Annotated in this window: 19 protein-coding genes; 12 read left to right on the top strand and 7 right to left on the bottom strand. The window is 39.9% G+C overall.

Annotation, left to right across the window (positions count from 1 at the left end; translation table 11 throughout):
- Positions 1 to 3: 3 nt before the first annotated feature.
- The 3 genes from pdhR to ampD all read right to left on the bottom strand — a co-directional run bounded on the left by pdhR (position 4) and on the right by ampD (position 2879).
- A complete protein-coding gene (pdhR, locus tag HC000_RS05900) occupies positions 4 to 753 on the bottom strand; it encodes a pyruvate dehydrogenase complex transcriptional repressor PdhR (protein ID WP_011327101.1) in 750 nt (249 codons plus the stop codon).
- Between the two features lie 706 nt (positions 754 to 1459).
- Positions 1460 to 2311, bottom strand: a complete 852-nt coding sequence (gene ampE, locus HC000_RS05895) for a beta-lactamase regulator AmpE (RefSeq protein WP_011327100.1) — start codon at positions 2309 to 2311, stop codon at positions 1460 to 1462.
- A gap of 13 nt (positions 2312 to 2324) precedes the next feature.
- Positions 2325 to 2879, bottom strand: coding sequence for a 1,6-anhydro-N-acetylmuramyl-L-alanine amidase AmpD (ampD, locus tag HC000_RS05890; protein ID WP_179807196.1), 555 nt, complete (start codon positions 2877 to 2879; stop codon positions 2325 to 2327).
- Positions 2880 to 3309: 430 nt separating this feature from the next.
- On the opposite strand from ampD, the gene nadC reads away from it, so the two are divergent.
- From nadC to yacG, 8 genes are all read left to right on the top strand, one after another.
- Positions 3310 to 4155 (top strand): carboxylating nicotinate-nucleotide diphosphorylase, encoded by an 846-nt coding sequence (gene nadC, locus HC000_RS05885; RefSeq protein ID WP_179807195.1) that lies wholly within the window; start codon positions 3310 to 3312, stop codon positions 4153 to 4155.
- A 550-nt stretch (positions 4156 to 4705) separates the two neighbouring features.
- A complete protein-coding gene (locus HC000_RS05880) occupies positions 4706 to 5122 on the top strand; it encodes a pilin (RefSeq protein WP_179807194.1) in 417 nt (138 codons plus the stop codon).
- A 63-nt stretch (positions 5123 to 5185) separates the two neighbouring features.
- A complete protein-coding gene (locus HC000_RS05875; protein WP_179807193.1) occupies positions 5186 to 6529 on the top strand; it encodes an O-antigen ligase family protein in 1344 nt (447 codons plus the stop codon).
- Positions 6530 to 6613: 84 nt separating this feature from the next.
- On the top strand, positions 6614 to 7843 hold the full coding sequence (locus HC000_RS05870) for a type II secretion system F family protein (RefSeq protein WP_179807192.1): 1230 nt from the start codon (positions 6614 to 6616) through the stop codon (positions 7841 to 7843).
- A 36-nt stretch (positions 7844 to 7879) separates the two neighbouring features.
- Positions 7880 to 8776 (top strand): A24 family peptidase, encoded by an 897-nt coding sequence (locus HC000_RS05865; RefSeq protein WP_179807191.1) that lies wholly within the window; start codon positions 7880 to 7882, stop codon positions 8774 to 8776.
- A gap of 1 nt (position 8777) precedes the next feature.
- Positions 8778 to 9410, top strand: coding sequence for a dephospho-CoA kinase (gene coaE / locus HC000_RS05860; protein ID WP_179807190.1), 633 nt, complete (start codon positions 8778 to 8780; stop codon positions 9408 to 9410).
- 120 nt (positions 9411 to 9530) lie between these two features.
- Positions 9531 to 11204, top strand: a complete 1674-nt coding sequence (gene pilB, locus HC000_RS05855; RefSeq protein WP_179807189.1) for a type IV-A pilus assembly ATPase PilB — start codon at positions 9531 to 9533, stop codon at positions 11202 to 11204.
- A gap of 162 nt (positions 11205 to 11366) precedes the next feature.
- Positions 11367 to 11597: a DNA gyrase inhibitor YacG gene (yacG, locus tag HC000_RS05850; protein ID WP_011327088.1), complete on the top strand. Its 231-nt coding sequence runs from the start codon at positions 11367 to 11369 to the stop codon at positions 11595 to 11597.
- Between the two features lie 493 nt (positions 11598 to 12090).
- On the opposite strand, the gene HC000_RS05845 is transcribed toward yacG, so the two are convergent.
- Positions 12091 to 12576: a Spy/CpxP family protein refolding chaperone gene (locus HC000_RS05845; RefSeq protein ID WP_179807188.1), complete on the bottom strand. Its 486-nt coding sequence runs from the start codon at positions 12574 to 12576 to the stop codon at positions 12091 to 12093.
- 164 nt (positions 12577 to 12740) lie between these two features.
- Between HC000_RS05845 and HC000_RS05840 the strand changes: the two genes are divergently transcribed.
- Genes HC000_RS05840 through HC000_RS05830 form a run of 3 tightly spaced genes read left to right on the top strand, consistent with a single transcriptional unit; the run spans position 12741 to position 15759 of the window.
- Positions 12741 to 13430: a response regulator transcription factor gene (locus HC000_RS05840; RefSeq protein ID WP_179807187.1), complete on the top strand. Its 690-nt coding sequence runs from the start codon at positions 12741 to 12743 to the stop codon at positions 13428 to 13430.
- The gene (locus tag HC000_RS05835; RefSeq protein ID WP_179807186.1) at positions 13408 to 14823 is read left to right on the top strand and encodes an ATP-binding protein; all 1416 of its coding nucleotides are present in this window, start codon (positions 13408 to 13410) and stop codon (positions 14821 to 14823) included. Before HC000_RS05840 ends, HC000_RS05835 begins: the two co-directional genes overlap by 23 nt.
- A gap of 3 nt (positions 14824 to 14826) precedes the next feature.
- Positions 14827 to 15759 carry an alpha/beta fold hydrolase gene (locus HC000_RS05830; protein WP_179807185.1) on the top strand — a complete coding sequence of 311 codons (933 nt, stop codon included), beginning with the start codon at positions 14827 to 14829 and terminating at the stop codon, positions 15757 to 15759.
- A gap of 352 nt (positions 15760 to 16111) precedes the next feature.
- Here HC000_RS05830 and HC000_RS05825 read toward each other — a convergent pair whose 3' ends face one another.
- Entirely contained in the window at positions 16112 to 17029 is a 918-nt protein-coding gene (locus tag HC000_RS05825; protein ID WP_179807184.1) for a cation diffusion facilitator family transporter, read from the bottom strand.
- Between the two features lie 110 nt (positions 17030 to 17139).
- Here HC000_RS05825 and trmL point away from each other — a divergent pair, with 110 nt between their 5' ends.
- Positions 17140 to 17604 (top strand): tRNA (uridine(34)/cytosine(34)/5-carboxymethylaminomethyluridine(34)-2'-O)-methyltransferase TrmL, encoded by a 465-nt coding sequence (gene trmL / locus HC000_RS05820; protein WP_011327082.1) that lies wholly within the window; start codon positions 17140 to 17142, stop codon positions 17602 to 17604.
- 189 nt (positions 17605 to 17793) lie between these two features.
- On the opposite strand, the gene gpsA is transcribed toward trmL, so the two are convergent.
- Both gpsA and secB read right to left on the bottom strand, forming a co-directional pair.
- Entirely contained in the window at positions 17794 to 18801 is a 1008-nt protein-coding gene (gpsA, locus tag HC000_RS05815; RefSeq protein ID WP_011327081.1) for an NAD(P)H-dependent glycerol-3-phosphate dehydrogenase, read from the bottom strand.
- Positions 18802 to 18804: 3 nt separating this feature from the next.
- On the bottom strand, positions 18805 to 19293 hold the full coding sequence (secB, locus tag HC000_RS05810; RefSeq protein WP_011327080.1) for a protein-export chaperone SecB: 489 nt from the start codon (positions 19291 to 19293) through the stop codon (positions 18805 to 18807).
- Between the last annotated feature and the right edge of the window lie 16 nt (positions 19294 to 19309).

Here is a 19309-nt window from a genome sequence, read left to right as displayed (position 1 = left end):
TGCTTAATTTTGTTTGGTGCGTCTTAAACTGCGTTCAATTCGCGAATGTTCTTTACCCGCTTCCAGTAATGCTTCTTCTATATATGCTAAATGCGCATTACTAGCTAAGCGTGCTTCTTCGGGCTTACCTTCAATAACAGCATCCATTAGCAAACCACGGTGGTGGCCTAATTGGTTACTGATATCTGATTTTGTTAATAACACGGTTAAATTTTGTAATACATTTTGCTCAAGCAATGCCTGCATGCCTCTCACTAAATGTAGTAAAACAATGTTATGTGACGCCTCTGCAATACAAAAATGAAAAGCATTTATTGCTTTCGCTTTTTGTTGTAAGTCGTCTTGTACCAAAGCAATTTGATCAAAGCTTTGTTTTACTTTAATAAAATCGTTATTGGTGCCACGCAGTGCAGCGTAATACGCAGCAATCCCTTCTAATGCATGGCGAAATTCAAGTAAATCAAACTGCGACTCTGGATGTTTACTGATCAAATCAAACAGCGGATCAGTAAGCCCTTCTTCTAGCTGATTTTTTACATACGTACCGCCGCCTTGGCGCCTAGTTACTAAACCTTTAGCTTCAAGCTTTTGAATCGCTTCGCGCAGTGATGGCCGCGATACTTCAAATTGCTTAGCTAACTCACGCTCCGGTGGCAGTTTTTCGCCTGGTGCCAACGACCCCTCAAGAATCATGTTCTCAAGTTGTTGTAAAATCACATCCGATAATTTTGCAGCTTTAATCTTTAAAGACATCAGTCAACGTCCGCGTTGTATAAATACCAAAAGCCCTTAAAACCAGGCTTTGAACTGAACAATTTAACCAAAAGGTAAATTGGTCATACCAAATTTTGACATACGGTAACAAAAAGCCTAATTGCTGTCAATTTACAGTAGCTTTAAGGACACTTAGCCAGCGTAACGCATTCAGCGCAAAGTTTAAAGAATACACAAAATAGTATAAATAAAGAAAGGTAAATGAGACGAAAATAAATTGGTCAGACCAGGGAGGGTAAAAGTGATAACGGAGAGTTTAGGTGTTAGCAGTCAAAAATAAGTAAACACCCCGTAGTCAGCAGTGTAACTTTAATTACAGCCGGTTTATTCACAAAGAGGCTAAGAGAGCGCTGCGCTTTAGAGCAGTGAAAAGTAATAGCTTAAAATGTTAACTTTTTTAATGTTTCCTCATTTACTCTCATTGCCTTCTCTTTGTGAAATAGTATCTTTGTTTGAAAAGAGAAGTGTAAAACCGCACTTACACAATCCACACACCGTGCTTAGTTTTATCTTTTGTCTGGAATTTGTAGTGCCAAGCTTGCTGGCGCGATATTTTTAACAAAAATTATAATTACTTAAAACATTCGCACTACGTGCGCGGTGGCAAGCCCCTCGCCTACGTATAACCTCAAACACCGAGCTTGGCTTTATCTCTTCCTAAAACCTGACGCCTAAAGCCTGCCCTTTAATCCAGCCCACCAAACAGGGTTAATAATGCAATCAGTACTAAATAAAACAATACATTACGTTTTACCAGTTTAATCATACAAGTGGCTTCGTACGCGCAGTCGTAGTAGCGTTTTTCTACTTGCTCTGCGGCTAAGGCGGTGTAAGTAACCACTTTGCGGTTAGGGCTTGAAAAATCAAGCGCGTAGCGTAACCAGCAACTAGTGCCTTTATTAAAGTTACCTATTACTAAATAACCAAAGCTGGTAATACGCGCTGGTAACCAGTCAAGCCAAAATAATAATCTGTGTAGCATTTTAGAATGCTTTGCTATTATTTCGTCGTCATCTTGCGTTACTAAATCGGCGAATGTGCGTACGAGTGCATATAAAACCGCACCGGCTACGCCTAATATTACAAACCAAAAAATCACCGCGCAGTAAAATCTAAAGTTAACCCATGCCAGGGTTTGCCCAACTGTTTCGCCGTCTTGCTCTTCTTCTGTACGGTTTTGCCCCATTTGCAGTGCATATAAAGTGGCTGCGGTTTTATCATCTCGGGTTAAAGCATTTAAGTACGACTTATATAAGGCACGCTGCTTAGCACAACCAAAGCAGACTAATAATATTGTTACATTAAAAATAAGTTGCCACAGCACAAAGTCAGACAGCAAATATAAACAACCAATAGCCAGTACAGGTAAAAGTAGCCACACTAAAAAGCCAACACCCGAGCCAAATACGCCTTTATTAGTGAGCAGGTTTGCCGAGCGATTTACATAACCGTCTGCGTAGTAGCTAATTTGCCAATGGGCTGAACGAGCACCTAAGCGCTCAAGTATTAATGCAATTATTATCGAAACCAAAATCATTGTTGTTACTCACTTAGCCTGATTGTTTAAGCATAGTTAAAAATAAATGCCAGTTAAAGCTACTACCAGGGTCTGTTTTTCGCCCTGGTGCTATATCGCAATGCCCTACAATTCGCTCTATTGTTATATTTGGATAGCGTTGCATTATGGCTTTACTTAGTGTTTTTAAACTAGTGTATTGCGCTAAAGTATAAGCTGTGGTGTCGGTTCCCTCAAGCTCAATGCCAATGCTAAAGTTATTGCAGTTAGTTTGCCCATTAAATTCAGACGCCCCAGCATGCCATGCTCGTTTAGTAAATGGCACGTACTGCACTAGCTCACCGCTGCGTTTAATAAAGCAATGCGCCGACACCCGCACACCGTGTAAATCGCTAAAGCTACTATGCGCTTCACAATTAAGTGTGCCCATAAATAAATCATCAACATAAGGCGTGCCAAACTGCCCCGCTGGTAAGGATATATTATGAATTACCAATAAAGAAACGTCTGTATCACTCGGGCGCTCATCAAAATGCGTACAACCACGCTGCACAGCACTATTGACCACCCCATTTAAATCTATGTTCATAATTTAAATCAAAAGATCGACATAACATCGATGCTAAAGGATTTAATTTAAAAATGATAGACGCAGCAATAAAAGCTTACCAGCCACCGAATTTGTAGCCGGGAATTTACCTCGCACAGCTTTTTAATTTTAACCCGCGCGGCATAAAGCCCCGCCTACACATAACCTAAACACCGAGCTTGGTTTGGTCTTGAACTTGTAGGCGCGAGTTTACCTCGCGCAGTTTTTTAATTTTAACCTGCGCGGCATAAAGCCCTACCTACTCATAACCTAAATACCGAGCTTGGCTAATTTCTACCTAAAACCTGATGCCTGATACCTGAAACCTGCTCTTCCCTAAAACCTGACACCTGCCTTTACCACAAAGCTGGTTATTGCAATTCAAACATAGTAAAATTTGCTTAATTTATTTACTGTTACGAGCTTTTTTATGCCTATTCCACACACTTTAGTTAGTCAACTAGTTACTCTTGCACTTGGTGAAGATTTAAATTACCAAAGTGCTGAAAATGGCGACATTACCGCGCAACTTATTCCTGAAAACGAGCAAGCAAACGCTAAAGTAATTACCCGTGAAGACTGCATATTTTGTGGTAAAGACCTAATTATTGAAGTATTTAAGCAAGTAGATCCAAGCGTTGTAGTAAATGTACTAGTAAACGATGGCGATGCAGTTACAGCTAACAGTACTTTATTTACAGCAACAGGCTCGGCTCGCGCTATTTTAACTGCCGAGCGTACAGCACTTAACTTTGTACAAACACTTTCGGGCACGGCTACTACCACAGCTCATTATGTAAAAGAACTTGCGGGCACAAAAACCCAACTACTCGATACCCGTAAAACCATACCTGGTTTACGCATTTTACAAAAGTACGCCGTTAAATGTGGCGGCGGTGCAAACCACCGTATTGGTTTATACGACGCGTTTTTAATAAAAGAAAATCACATAGCAGCGTGTGGCGGTATAAACAAAGCCGTGGCGCAAGCTAAACAAAACCAACCAAACAAACCAATAGAAGTAGAAGTTGAATCACTTATTGATCTAAAACAAGCGCTAGATGCCGGTGCCGATATTATAATGCTCGACAACTTTAACGTAGAGCAAATAAAGCAAGCTGTAGTAGTTACTAACAAACGCGCAAAACTTGAAGTTTCGGGCAATATGACCCTACAAACGCTTAAAACTTACTCACAAGCTGGGGTAGACTTTATATCGAGCGGGGCGTTAACAAAAAACTTACAATCAATCGATTTATCAATGCGATTTGATTAATAATAACGCAGACTTTAAATTTAAACTGCGCTAATTCATTGACAATAGATCCTATAAAGCATTAAATAACCCGAAAGGATTGTTTTTTAACATTTTGTTAAATAAAATGCTTTTTTAAAATATAATCCGTGTACTAAAAAGTAAAAAACAGTGGTAAACTCACGCTGTTGAACTATAAATGAATGTAACATTAATATAAAAGCACTAATCAGCTGCTTTAATATTAATGAGTGCAATGACATGTATAAAAAGTTAAGTATTTATACGGCTATACCTAAAAATATAAGCTAATTTATAAATATAAAAGTAACTAAATAACACATTAAAGTGCTAAATATTGGTAACTTTAATAACTAAATGCACAGCGTGTTCTTGTTTATACAAACTAAAATACGCTGTACAGTAAAGTTGTTTCTTTAGGTAAACAAATTAAGTAAACAGGTTAAATAAACAAATTAAGTAAACAGGTTAAATAAACAAATTAAGCCAAGCAATAGTGCTACTTAAATAACGTTTATTTACCACAACATTATCCTTTAGGAGAGGAAACATGAAAACAATGACACAACAGAACCAAAAGGGTTTCACCCTAATTGAATTAATGATCGTAGTAGCAATTATAGGTATTTTAGCGGCAGTAGCATTGCCTGCTTATTCAAAGTACCAATCTACATCGAAACTAACTGCTGGTTTAGCCGAAATTTCTGCAGGTAAAACAGGTTTTGAGATTGCCAAAAACAGTGGTACAGGTACTCCAACTAACGAACAAACAGGCCTAAGTGCAACTACCCAAAACTGTGCAATTGATATTGGTGAAGACTATATTAAATGTACAATAGCTAACGCTCCAACTCAAATTAAAGACGCAACTTTAACTTGGACAAGAACTGATGCTGGTAAATGGACTTGCAAAACTGAAGAACTAACAGATGCAACTCTAGCTCCTAAAAGCTGCCCACAGTCATAATAATTTATTAATTTTTTAAAGCGCCTAATTAGGCGCTTTTTTAATGCGTAAGAATTAACACTTATGAATATAGTAAATATAATAAAGCCATCGCTTATTAGCTTGTTTTTTCTATGTACGCTAATCCCTTTAATACCTATAACTTCGTATGATTTTCATAATCATCAACGAATCATCCAAATAGCTTTTTTACTTATCATAAGCCTTCTAGTGCTTACTGCTTTTTTAGGTAATAAAAAACCTACTTTTAAGCTTTCACTAAATAAAAAAAGCAGTGTGTTGTACTTAATTTTTATTTTCAGTGGTTGCTTATCTGCATTGATGAGTATGGAGCAAAGTTTTAGTCTGCTGTACACGTTTCATATAAGCTTACTTATTTTAACTATGTATTACGTAAGTACCATAAATGACAAAAGGTCTATTTTATTTATCATTTATGCATTATTGATAACTCATACGAGCTTGATTTTAATATGTTTGCTAAATATTATGTTTACGCTATCAGAACAACAGCCATTAAACCCATACGTAATCTACTCCGGTTTTATTAACATTCGCTTTTTTAATCAAGTACAGGTGTTTGTTCTTCCATTTTTGGTGCTACTCCTAAAATTTAAAAACATTCAGCGTATTGTATTTATAATTTTGTTTTTAAACTTATTACTCATATTTATTGGGCAAGCTCGTGGGGCTTTACTCTCATTTTTAGCTTTCTCTATTTTTGCTCTTGTTTTAAAAACAACTTTAAAAAAGCAAGTGTTAACAGGGTTAATATGTTTACTATTGAGTTGGTTTGTTTTTTATATTTTAGACTCTTTAAACAATAGCAACCTCGATGTTTTACGAACCAGCTCTTCAGGCAGAATTGATATATGGCTAACAACTTTACAAAACCTCTCCCTAAAACATTTTTTTATTGGCAATGGCCCCGGTGTATTTCAAATATCTCTGGGTAACTCCGCGCCATTTAGCCACCCTCACAATTCATTGATTGAAATTTTAAATGAGTGGGGTTTAATTGCTCTACTATCTATAGTATCAGTCATTTTTATAACATTTAAACAAGCAATTATTCATTTGAAAATACATAAAAAAGATATAATTACTGAGAGTTTATTTTACTCATTTGCAATAGGTATTACTTATTCTTTATTTTCTGGTGTTCACGTTATGCCAGTCTCCCAAACATTGTTATTTATAATGTGGGGATTATTGTTAGGAAGAGTTAATAAAAATAAGCAGCTTACTTTTTCAATAAATAAATGGATAAAGCTTTCAATTACTATTTTATTTATTGTTGCATGGTATTTTTACTTACAAAAAGCGATAGATATATATAACAACATTGACCCCGATAAAGGTTATATTTTTGGGCCACGCTTTTGGTCTATTGGCCAACGTTTTTAAATAATTGAACAACTTTCATACCAAGAATCATTAGTTTAAGTTATGCTTTAGTAATAAATACATTTAATTAGATTGGGTGCTTTAATGGCAAAAAAACAAGAAGAAAAAGGACTCGATACTTTTCAGTGGATCGGTGTCAGCACTCGCGGGAAGCGCTTAGAAGGTGAACTTACAGGTTCAAGTGTTGCTTTAGTAAAAGCACAACTGCGCAAACAAGGCATTACTCCCTCTAAAGTAAAACGTAAAGCAAAGCCCTTATTTGGTATCGCAAGTAAACAAAAAATAACCCCAAAAGATATTGCTTTGGTGACTCGACAAATAGCAACCATGCTGATGGCGGGTGTACCGCTAATTCAGTCAATTGAAATGATCGGTTCGGGCTCATCCAATAAAAGTGTAAGTAAACTGATGGAAACCATTGCTGATGAAGTAAAGGCTGGCCAACCGTTATCGCAAGCCCTGCGACGCCACCCGCGTTATTTTGATGATTTATATTGTGATTTAGTGGCATCGGGTGAACAATCTGGTGCTTTAGATAAAATATTCGACCGCGTGGCTATTTATAAAGAGAAGTCTGAAGCGCTTAAATCAAAAATTAAAAAAGCGATGTTTTACCCTATTTCTGTATTGGTTATAGCAGGTATTGTTACCTCAATATTGCTAATATTTGTAGTACCGCAGTTTCAGGATATTTTTGCAGGTTTTGGCGCTGAACTCCCTGCTTTCACCTTATTTGTAATTGATATATCAAATTTTATGCAAGCGTATTGGTGGGTTATTCTTATTGCGTTAGTTGCCTTTGGCTGGGCGTTTAAAGAAGCCAAGCTAAAAAGCTTAAAACTCCGCGATGCTACCGACCGAGCAGTATTAAAGCTCCCCGTTATTGGTATGATTTTAAATAAAGCCGCTGTTGCCCGTTATGCCCGCACGCTTTCGACCACTTTTGCTGCTGGTGTGCCGCTAGTTGATGCGCTGGATTCTGCTGCAGGTGCCTCAGGTAATGCGGTTTATCGTTATGCTATTTTAGATATTAAAGCCGAGGTTAGCTCGGGTAACCAAATGAACTGGGCAATGCGTAACTCCAAAATATTCCCCGATATGGTAATACAAATGGTGGCTATTGGTGAAGAGTCCGGCTCGCTCGATGGCATGCTAGGTAAAGTCGCTACTATTTATGAGCAAGAAGTTGATGATGCGGTAGATGGGCTCTCAAGCTTGCTAGAACCATTAATTATGGCGGTACTTGGCGTATTGGTTGGTGGTTTAATTGTTGCCATGTATTTGCCTATATTCCAACTTGGCTCTGTTATTTAGTTTTTTAAACCTGTTATTTAATTATTCGGTCGTTATATGCAAAGTATTATAGAAGTAATGCAAAGCCAATTATGGTTTTATTTAACCACTATTGGCTTGGTGAGTTTGTGTGTTGGCAGCTTTTTAAATGTGGTTATTTACCGCTTGCCACTAATGATGCAACACGAATGGCAAGGCGAATGTCGCTTGCTTTTAGAAAGCGAACTTAAAAGTAATAAAGCAGATGAAAGCGAGTCTTTAAACTCAACTTTTAATTTAGTAAAACCCAACTCTACCTGCCCTAAATGTAAAACTGCAATTAAAGCGTGGCAAAATATACCCGTTGTTAGCTGGTTATTTTTAAAAGGTAAATGCGCCAGTTGTAGTAACCCTATATCGGCTCGCTACCCTATTGTAGAGGCAATAACTGCACTATTGAGCCTAGTGGTTGCGTATAAGCTGGGCGCTACCGAGCAGGCTTTACTTTATATAGCAGTTAGTTGGGCTTTAGTGGCACTTACCTTTATTGATATTGACCATATGTTACTGCCCGACCAAATTACCCTACCGCTTGTATGGCTGGCACTTATTGCAGCAGTACTTGGCTATACCGTTACCCCAACTGATGCCATTGTTGGTGCTGCTTGCGGCTATTTAAGTTTGTGGAGCGTATTTTGGTTATTTAAATTACTTACCGGTAAAGAAGGCATGGGCTATGGCGACTTTAAATTACTTGCCGTTTTTGGTGCTTTGCTTGGCTGGCAATCGTTATTGACTATTATTTTGCTCTCGAGCGTAGTGGGCGCCATTATTGGTATTGCGCTATTAACTATTCAAGGTAAAGACAAAGCCACCCCCATTCCGTTTGGCCCCTACCTAGCTATTGCAGGCTGGATCACCATGTTATGGGGCGAGCAATTACAAGCTAGCTACTTTAATTTAATTGGCTACTAATATGAGCGAACAAGCGGTTAAAGTAACAAACATAAATAATTGGGTGCTGGGTTTAACTGGCGGTATAGGCTGTGGTAAAACGGCTGTAAGCAATATGCTTGAAGCGTTGGATATTTGCGTTGTTGATGCCGATATTATTGCGCGCCAAGTAGTTGAACCAGGCAGCGCAGGGCTAAAGGCAATTGTTGCACACTTTGGTGCTGATATACTCTTAGCCAACGGCAATTTAAACCGCAGTGCTTTACGCGAGCTAGTTTTTAGCAATAATGAGCATAAAAACTGGTTAAATACCCTATTACATCCACTTATTCGCCAGCAAATTATTACCGATTTAAATAATGCCACCAGCCCTTATGTGGTACTTGTTGCCCCGCTACTTTTTGAAAACGGCCTAGATAAATACTGTAACCGCACTTTACTTATAGACGTGCCAAAAAACGTGCAAATAGAGCGCACGGTTAAACGTGATAACATAAGCTTAGAGCAAGTAAATAGTATTATTGCCGCGCAAATGTCGCGTGAACAAAAGCAACAACAAGCAGATGATATTTTAAATAACGATCGCAGCTTAGCTTTGGTTAAACACGACTTAATAGCTTTGCATAAAGGCTATTTAAAATTGGCGTTAAAATAGCCATAAATTACAAAAATAGCTATTTTAATTGCTAAAATTAGCCTAGATTGTGATGGGCAATGTAATCCCTGCTTTTTTCTGATAAATTGCTAACTATTGAAGGATTTAACCAGGTGCGCAATGAATATTAACTCACCGTTATTAAGAAAATTTATTACCCTTGGCCGTGTTGATGCCGATATAGTAAAAACTAAACAGCAAGAGTTTGCCTCTACTGCTGAGCTTATTGCTAAATGCGGAAAAATTGACAGTAAAGATTTAGCGGCGCAATGCATTGATTTATTTAGGGTGCCTTTTTTTGATTTAAAAGACTTTAATACTGCACTTATTTCTCCTGAGTTAGTAAAAGAAAAACTGATCCGTAAGCATCATATTTTGCCTTTAGTACAAAAAGGCAGAAAAGTGTATATTGCCGCCTCTGATCCTACCGATTACGGCGCATTTGAAAACTTTGAATTTAGTACCGGCTTGTCTTGCGAAGTGGTAGTGGTTGACTACATTCAACTCGATAAAAAAATAGAACAATTACTTGATGCCACTGGCAGCTTAAATTTAAGTGATGACGAGTTTAAAGAGTTTGCCGAACTAGACGCCGATATACAAAAAGACACCACTAAAGACGATGATAAAGACGATGCGCCAATCATTGTTTACATCAATAAAATATTAATGGATGCGATTAAAAAAGGTGCATCTGATTTACACTTTGAACCCTACGAGCACAAATACCGAATTCGTTTTAGAATTGACGGCATTTTGCACGAAGTAGCCAGCCCACCAAACAGTTTAGCTACTAAGCTTTCGGCGCGTATTAAAGTAATGTCGCGCCTTGATATTGCCGAAAAACGTAAACCACAAGATGGCCGCATAAAGCTAAAAATAACCGAGCGTAAAAGTATCGACTTTCGGGTAAGCACCATGCCCACCTTATGGGGCGAAAAAATTGTAATGCGTATTCTTGATTCATCTAGCGCCATGCTTGGCATTGATGTATTAGGTTACGAACCCGAGCAAAAAAAGCTGTATTTGGATGCGCTTGAGCAACCACAAGGAATGATATTAGTAACAGGGCCTACTGGCTCGGGTAAAACGGTATCGCTTTACACCGGCTTAAATATATTAAACCAGCCTGAGCGTAATATTAGTACCGCAGAAGATCCAGTAGAAATTAACCTTGAAGGGGTTAACCAAGTACAAATTAATATTAAAGCCGATATGACTTTTGCTAACGCACTACGGGCATTTTTACGCCAAGATCCCGATGTAGTAATGGTAGGTGAAATACGTGACCTAGAAACCGCCGAAATATCTATTAAAGCGGCGCAAACAGGTCACTTAGTGCTTTCGACCTTGCATACAAACTCAGCACCCGAAACCATTACTCGCTTATTAAACATGGGCGTACCGGCGTATAACGTAGCAAGTTCAATAAGCTTAATTATAGCTCAGCGGCTAGCGCGTCGCTTATGCCCTAAGTGTAAAACACCTGAAAACCTACCTAGCGAAGAACTGCTACGTCAAGGTTTTAGCCAGCAGCAAATTAGTGAAATGACCTTGTATGCTCCTAAAGGTTGCGAAAACTGTACCGATGGTTATAAAGGTCGTGTAGGTATTTACGAAGTAATGAAAATTACCCCAGAAATAGCACAAATTATTATGCGCGGTGGTAACTCACTAGAAATAGCTGAAGTGTCGCTTAAAGCCGGATTTAATAACCTGCGTTTATCGGGCATTCGTAAAGCCGCCGACGGCATGACCTCGCTAGCTGAGATTAATCGGGTAACGAGTTTTTAATATCAGGTATCAGGTATCAGGTATCAGGTATCAGGTATCAGGTATCAGGTATCAGAAAAATGATACGACTCTATAAAAGCCAATACAATACTAAAAGCATTTAAACTGACTTAGAGTTTGGCTATTAGACAGCACCATTTAAAACAAGATTGAGAGATTACTATGCCAACTATTGTTAACTGCCCAACCTGTAAAAGTAAGGTTGAATGGTCAGAGCAAAGCCCACACCGCCCATTTTGTTCAAAACGTTGTCAGCTTATTGATTTAGGCGAATGGTCGTTTGAAAATAACAGAATTTCAGCCCCTATCACTTCAGCTGAAGATTTTAGCCAAGACATGATTGAAGACATAGAAGCCATGATGGCAAAAAATGAAGATGACTTTTTTAAGTAATAAATAGGTTTAGAGAGCAGCAAAGTATATAAGCCAAGCACCTTGCTTGGCTTTTACTTTTGTCTGGAATTTGTAGGCGGGAGCTTACCTCGCGCAGTTTTTTAAATTTAACCACCGCGGCATAAAGCCCCGCCTACGGGTAATTTAAACACCGAGCTTGGCTTTGTCTTTTGTCTGGAGTTTGTAGGCGGGAGTTTACCTCGCGCAATAGTTTTTAAGTTTTAACCAGCGCGGCATAAAGCCCCGCCTACGAGTAATTTAAACACCGAGCTTGGCTTTGTCTTTTGTCTGGAGTTTGTAGGCGGGAGTTTACCTCGCGCAATAGTTTTTAAGTTTTAACCAGCGCGGCATAAAGCCCTGCCTACGGGTAATTTAAACACCGATCTTGGCTTTTACTTTTGTCTGGAGTTTGCAGGCGGGAGTTTACCTCGCGCAGTTTTTAAATTTAACCAGCGCGGCATAAAGCCCCGCCTACGGGTAATTTAAACACCGACTATTTTGAATGTTTTTTCTTACCCATGCGCTTTTGCATTTTTGCAAACTTTTCTTGCTGCTCTGCATTTAGAACTTGCCACACTTGGTGCTGAGTTTTTAATTTAATTAAACCCATTTCTTCACCTTTTTCGTAGCGTTGAGCTAGTAGCTCTTTTGCTGCATTTTCGTCAAATGTTGCTGCCGATAATAAGCTTTCCATTTTAGCTTTGTGAGCGGTGCGCTGTGCTTTACGCGCTTCTTTGTCGGTGCCTTTAAGTGCTTGCATTTGCGTTTTTTGTGCTGCAAATATAGCTTCTAATTTAGTTTGCTGCTCTTGTGTTAAATCGAGTTTATCAGCGCCGCGCTCCGATAGTAAAAAGTGCGCTTGTGAGTGGCGACCTTGCTTATGCATATCGCCTTTGGCCATAACACTGGTTGCACCGAAAGTAGCGGTTGCTAAGCCACAAATAAGTACTAGTTTTGAAAGTGTATTTACTTTAGTCATAATCATTACCTTTACTATTGGATTGGTTGTTTTAATCTGTTGAGGTAACTATACCCGCTGCAATGCAAAGTAACGCAAAGCAGTGTAAAGGTTATGTAAAGATTCACTTTTGTACTATTTAGCAGGTAAAATCAGCTCATACGGCACAACCCAAGGGTTTGAAAATGAAACTATTAATGATTGATGACGACACAGGTTTGTGTGAGCTATTAAGCGAGTATTTAACCGCGCAAGGATTTAACGTGCAAAGCGTACACGACGGCGAGCAGGGCTTAAAACTAGCGCAAGCGAACGACTACGCACTAATACTACTTGATGTAATGCTGCCTACCCTTGATGGTTTTGAAGTACTTAAACAACTTAGGCAAACCAAGCTTACACCGGTAATTATGCTTACCGCCAAAGGCGAAGATTTTGATCGTATTTTTGGCCTTGAACTTGGCGCAGACGATTACATACCTAAACCTTTTAATCACCGTGAGTTACTTGCTCGAGTTAAAGCAATTACGCGCCGTATTGAACATATAACCACCATGAATGCCACTAGCAATAATAAATTAGTGGTTAACGGTATTACTATTAATTTGGCTGCTCGTGAAGCCTTAATTAAACAAACAACCTTAACCCTTACTGGCACCGAATACGAAATACTCGCACTCCTAGCCAAGCGCGCTGGTGAAGTAGTTAGTAAAGAGCAAATAAGTGAAGATGTACTTGGCAGGCGCTTAGCCTCGTTTGATCGCTCTATTGATATGCACGTTAGCAACATTCGTAAAAAAATAGCTGAACACCTACCTAACGAGCTAATTAAAACCATTAGAGGGACGGGCTATGTCTTCATTCAAGGCGAATAAATTGGCAAGTTTTAGCTGGCTTAAGCATCCTCGGCACTATTTGTTTTTTAAAATCTTTACTTGGTTTTGGTTAACTATTATTGGCACAGGTGCGGCACTTATATTTTTAAGTAGTGTTACAACTATTAACTCTGTTAGTTATAACCCTTTGCATGGCCCGATGGAAAAAAACTTAGCTTATACCGCTAAAAACATTGAGCGTTCTACCATAAAGCACAAGCGTTCGCTTAACGATACGCTAAAGCACCCTCGGCGTACTAATGGTAAGCTTTTATATTTAAATGCAGAGCAGCTAGAGGATTCGCTAACAAATAAAAGCATACCCGCCGATGTTGATTTAAGCTTACTTAACTTTACTAAGAGCATGCCGCCGCAAGTTATTTATACCGAAAAATACCAAGCAATTGGGCCAATAAAAATTAGAGTACCTGAAGGTGATTTTTATTTATATGAAATAGATATTTACAACCATACGCCGCTATATCTGCGGTTAAAGTTAATGCCGGGTTGGATAAAAATATCAATTGCTATAATTGCCTCACTTATTTTAAGTTTTTTATTTAGCCGTAACTTAATTGCCCCTATTAATAGCTTAAAAAAAGCCGCTATAAAACTCTCTGCGGGGGATTTAACAGCGCGCGCCGCAATTTCGGTAAATCGTAAAGATGAGCTGGGAATATTAGGGCGCGACTTTAACCGTATGGCCGACCAATTAGCGCAATTAATTAGCGCACAAAAGCGCCTACTGGCTGATATATCACACGAGCTACGTTCGCCGCTTACTCGCTTAAAAATGGCGACAGGCCTTGCGCAAATGCAAGCTAACGAAGCCAGCCAATCGTATTTACTTCGCATAGAAAAAGAAGCCAACCAGCTTGATAAAATGATTGCCGATGTATTGCAAGTGTCGCGCTTAGAGGCAAATAGCCAAGCGTTATCGCTACACAAACAGTCACTGCAAGATATTGTTGATCATGTACTTAACGATGCCACCTTTGAAGCAAAACAGCACAACAAGCAACTGCAAGTAAGCGGCTCGGCGGCGGTAACACTAAATTGCGATGAAGCGCTAATTGCCAGCGCACTGGAAAACTTACTGCGCAACGCGATTAAATATGCGCAGCACACTATTAGCCTTACCCTAAAACACGGTGATGCCATTTATATTGAAATATGTGATGATGGCCCAGGTGTACCAAATAACCAGCTTAGTAAGCTATGTGAGCCGTTTTTTAGGCAGTCAGATGCGCGAGACCGAGTGAGTGGTGGCACGGGTTTAGGTTTAGCAATTGCCAAAAATGCCATTATTGCTCATGGCGGCAGCTTGGTTTTATCAAATAAACCACAAGGTGGCCTGTGCGCCATAATTACTTTGCCAATAATAAAAGAGTAGAGAATGTTTTACAGTAGTGAAAACGAGCTTGTTGATAATCAACCCAGTATTAATGATTTTTATAACAACACCCTAGTTAAAGCCTATTTAAATACCCCTGCCGGGCAGTTATTTTACGCCTATGCAAAACCTGAGCATGCGCATACCGCGATTGTTATTAGCTCAGGGCGCATTGAAGGGCTTGATAAATACAAAGAGCTATTGTGGGAACTGTACACTAATAATTTTGCCGTGTTTATTGTTGATCATCAAGGGCAAGGTCGCTCTTACCGACAGTTAGCTAATAAGCATAAAGGCTATGTAAAATGCTTTACTGATTATCGCCACGACCTGCATTTATTTAATCAACAAATTGTTGATAACCACTGGCAAGGCAAAAAAATACTGCTTGGCCATTCAATGGGCGGCGCAATTGCCTTTGACTATTTAGCTCATTTTGAAAATAACTTTAGTGGGTTGTTTTTATCGGCACCTATGTTTGATATTCACACTAAAAACACCCCAAAACCGCTGGCAAAACTAATTGCTAACGCAGCTGTTTTTTTCGGTTTTTCACAAAGTTATGCCCTAGGGCAAAACGATTACAGCCCAGAAGAGTTTGCTTTAAACTCATTAACTAGCAGCCAAGTGCGTTATAAAAACTTTAGGCAAACTTATCAAGACCCACTACTGCAACTTGGTGGCGTAACCTATGGTTGGCTACAAGCCGCATTTACCTTTATTGCATCGGTTGATAAGTTAAACATTAATATTCCGCTGTTTATTGCCAGCGCAGAGCGCGACGAAGTAGTAGATAACGCCGCGCAATATAAATTAGCAAACCGACATAACCAGGCAATAATAAAGAGCTTTGCCGGCGCTAAACACGAACTGTTATTTGAACGTGATGAAATACGCCAGCCATTGCTAACAAGTTTGTACCAGTTTTGTGAATAGGTGTGGAAGAGCAGGTTTTAGGTATTAGGCGTCAGGTTTTAGGTAGAAAAAACCAAGCTCGGTGTTTAGGTTAACCATAGGAGGCGCTTTATGCCGCGCTTGTCAAGCTTTTAAAACCCTGCGCGAGGTAAACTAAACTCACGCCTACGGCAAAGGTTTAGATTTGAGGTATTAGACGTCAGGTTTTGGTAGGAATTAGCCAAGCTCGGTGTTTGGGTTAAACCGTAGGCGGGGCTTTATGCCGCGCTTGTTAAATTTTTAAAACCCTGCGCGAGGTAAACTCACGTCTACGGCAAAGGTATCAGGTTAAATCCGGTGTTTGCTTGGTTTTAACCTGAGATACCAGCTTTGCTTACGCTTCAGTTACTGCGGCTCCCTCAGTGTCACTCAGTTCCACGGAAGACAAAGGGTCTAGGTGAATTAGAATATCAACTTCTGACTCAAATTCTTTAGTGATCATTGCCTCTACTTCATCGGCTACGTTGTGCGCGCGAATTAAGCTTAGGTGATCATCTAGCTCTAAATGTAATTGAATAAACTTAACTTTCCCACCTTGTCGAGTACGCACACCGTGTACACCGCGCACATCGATATGGCTTTTCGATACATCTAAAATACGTTGTTTTTCTTCGTCTGGCAGCTCTTTGTCCATTAAGTGATCTGCGCTATCTCGGGCTATATCCCAACTGTTATAAAGTAGGTAACCGGCAACGCCAACTGCAAAAATAGGGTCCGCGTACAACACACCATAATACGAGAGTAAAATAGCCAGTAGTACCGCAGCATTTAAAATCAAGTCACCTTTGTAATGTACTGAGTCGGCCTTTATTGCAATAGATTCGGTATGTTTAACTACTTTATTTTGTACAAATACAATCACTAATGTACAGGCAATGGCAAAAATACTTACCCATACACCTAACAATGAATGAGTGAGCTCTAAAGGATTAAACAAGCGCTCTATACTATGAAACGCTAATAAACAGCCAGAACCTGCAATAAATGCGGCCTGCCCTAGCCCAGCGAGCGCTTCGGCTTTACCGTGACCAAAACGGTGGTCGTCATCGGCGGGGCGCAGCGCATAACCTAATACTAAAAAACTCATAGCTGTGGCGGTAATATCCATGAGTGAATCGGTTAATGAGCCCAGCATTGACGCTGAACCCGAGGCAAGCCATGCCCAGGTTTTAGCTGCAATCATTAAGCTCACCATGACCATAGTGACTAAACTAGAGGTTTTTACCCAAAATTCGTAACTGCGATTATGCACGTATTTATCCGTTAATAAGTGTATTGAATAAAGTGAGTATATCAGTTTTTTACACGCTTTCTGTGTATACTGCAAATCGTTAAATTACTGACTATTTTATAAGGCTCGTTATGCTGGATATTGTTTTATACCAACCTGAAATCCCACCGAATACGGGTAATATTATTCGCTTATGTGCAAATACGGGCTATTCGCTACATTTAATTGAGCCACTTGGCTTTGCATGGGATGACAAACGAATAAAACGTGCCGGCCTTGATTATCATGAATTTAGCCATGTACAGCGCCATGCTTCGTTTGAAGCTTACCTAGAAGCATGCAAGCCTAAAAAAATATACGCTTGCACCACTAAAGGTAGCCAATTTCATCATCAGGCACAATACGAGGCCGGCGACTGTTTAGTATTTGGCCCTGAAACGCGCGGCCTTCCGGATGAGCTAATTCAATCGCTTCCAAACGAGCAACGGGTACGCATTCCGATGCAAGCCAATAGCCGCAGTATGAACTTATCTAACGCGGTTTCGGTGTTTGTGTATGAATCATGGCGCCAGCTTGGGTTTCCGGGCGCGAAGTAAGAAGTAAATAGTTTTAGGCGCAAGGTTTTAGGTAAGTGAATAAACCAAGCGCCTAACTTGTAGGGGGGAGCTTACCTCGCGCAGGTTTAAAGATTAACCTGCGCGACATAAAGCCCGCCTGCGGTTTAACCAAAACACTGAGCTTGGCTAATGTCTACCTAAAACCTAGCTTTAATGAAAGCTGCCCTTTTATTCTGAGCGCTGCTCTCGGCCTAATAAAGCCATAGCCGCTTCTTTCATGTCTTTATTTTCGTACAGTACTTTATAGATTTGCTCGGTGATTGGCATTTCTACACCGCTGCGCTGCGCTAATAAATACACTTCTTTAGTGTTTCTAAAGCCTTCGACCACTTGGCCTATAGACTCTATTGCAGCCTCTACGCTTTCGCCTTTACCTAACGCCAAACCAAAACGACGATTACGCGATTGGTTATCTGTGCAGGTTAAAATTAAATCGCCAAGGCCTGCCATCCCCATAAAGGTTTCGGGTTTTGCGCCCAAAGCACAGCCTAAGCGTGTTAGTTCAGCAAGGCCGCGAGTAATTAGTGCCGTGCGTGCATTAGCGCCAAAACCTACGCCGTCGGAAATGCCTGCACCAATAGCAATCACGTTTTTAACCGCACCACCTAGCTGTATGCCAATAAAATCATCATTGTTGTACACTCTAAATGAGCGACCGCAATGCAGTAAATCAGCTAACTGTTGTGCAAACTCTGTAGAGGTGGATGAAACCGAAATAGCAGTAGGTGATCCCATTGCCATTTCTTTAGCAAATGTTGGCCCCGAAAGCACCGCTAATGGAATTGCATCACCAAGCTCTTGTACTGCAACTTCTTGTAATAAGCGTCCGGTATTTGGCTCTAACCCTTTAGTTGCCCACGCAACTTTTGCGCCTTGCTGTAAAGCTGGTTTAATTTGCTTTAAGGTGTCGCCAAATGCATGACTAGGCACAACCACTAACACTATTTCATTACTTGCAGCAGCACGTTGTAAGTCGGCTTCAAGAGTTAAAGTGTCGGGAAAAGGAATATCAGGTAAGTAACGTTGATTTTTTCGCTCAGCTGCAAGCGTGGCAACGTCGTCGCTATTGCGCCCCCAAAGTGTCACTTGGTGACCATTTCGGGCTAAACAAATAGCAAGGGCGGTGCCATAAGACCCCGCCCCTAATACAGTAACAGCTGAAGTTGCTGTACTCATAATTTAAGCGTCTACTGATGCCTGCTCAGCTTGCGCTGTGCGTTGTTGCATGTATTGTGCAAATAATGCGTCAAAGTTAACTGGCGCAAGGTTAAGCTGTGGAAAAGTACCACGGTTAACAAGGTTAGAAACTGCTTCACGCGCATATGGAAACAATACGTTAGGGCAAAATGCACCAAGCATATGAGCAAGTTGTGTTTCTTCAACGTCAGCAATAGTAAAAATACCTGCTTGTTGAATTTCACATAAAAAGGCCGTTTCTTCGCCAATAGATGCAGTCACTGTTAGTGCTAAAACCACTTCAAATACACCTTCGTCTAACTTATTAGAGCGAGTGTCTAGGTCTAACTTAACTTCTGGTGTCCATTCTTTTTGAAAAATAGCTGGAGAATTTGGCGTTTCAAACGACACGTCTTTTGTGTAAATACGTTGAATAGTAAATTGTGCGCCAGTTTCTTGTTGTGCTGCTGCGTTTTGCGTTTCTTCGTTCATTGTAATCCTTAACCTG

This window comes from Pseudoalteromonas sp. MIP2626, from assembly GCF_013414205.1.
GTDB classification, from domain to species: domain Bacteria; phylum Pseudomonadota; class Gammaproteobacteria; order Enterobacterales; family Alteromonadaceae; genus Pseudoalteromonas; species Pseudoalteromonas nigrifaciens.
The sequence above is the reverse complement of the archived record's forward strand: the minus strand, read 5'-3'. Positions and strand labels throughout refer to the sequence as shown.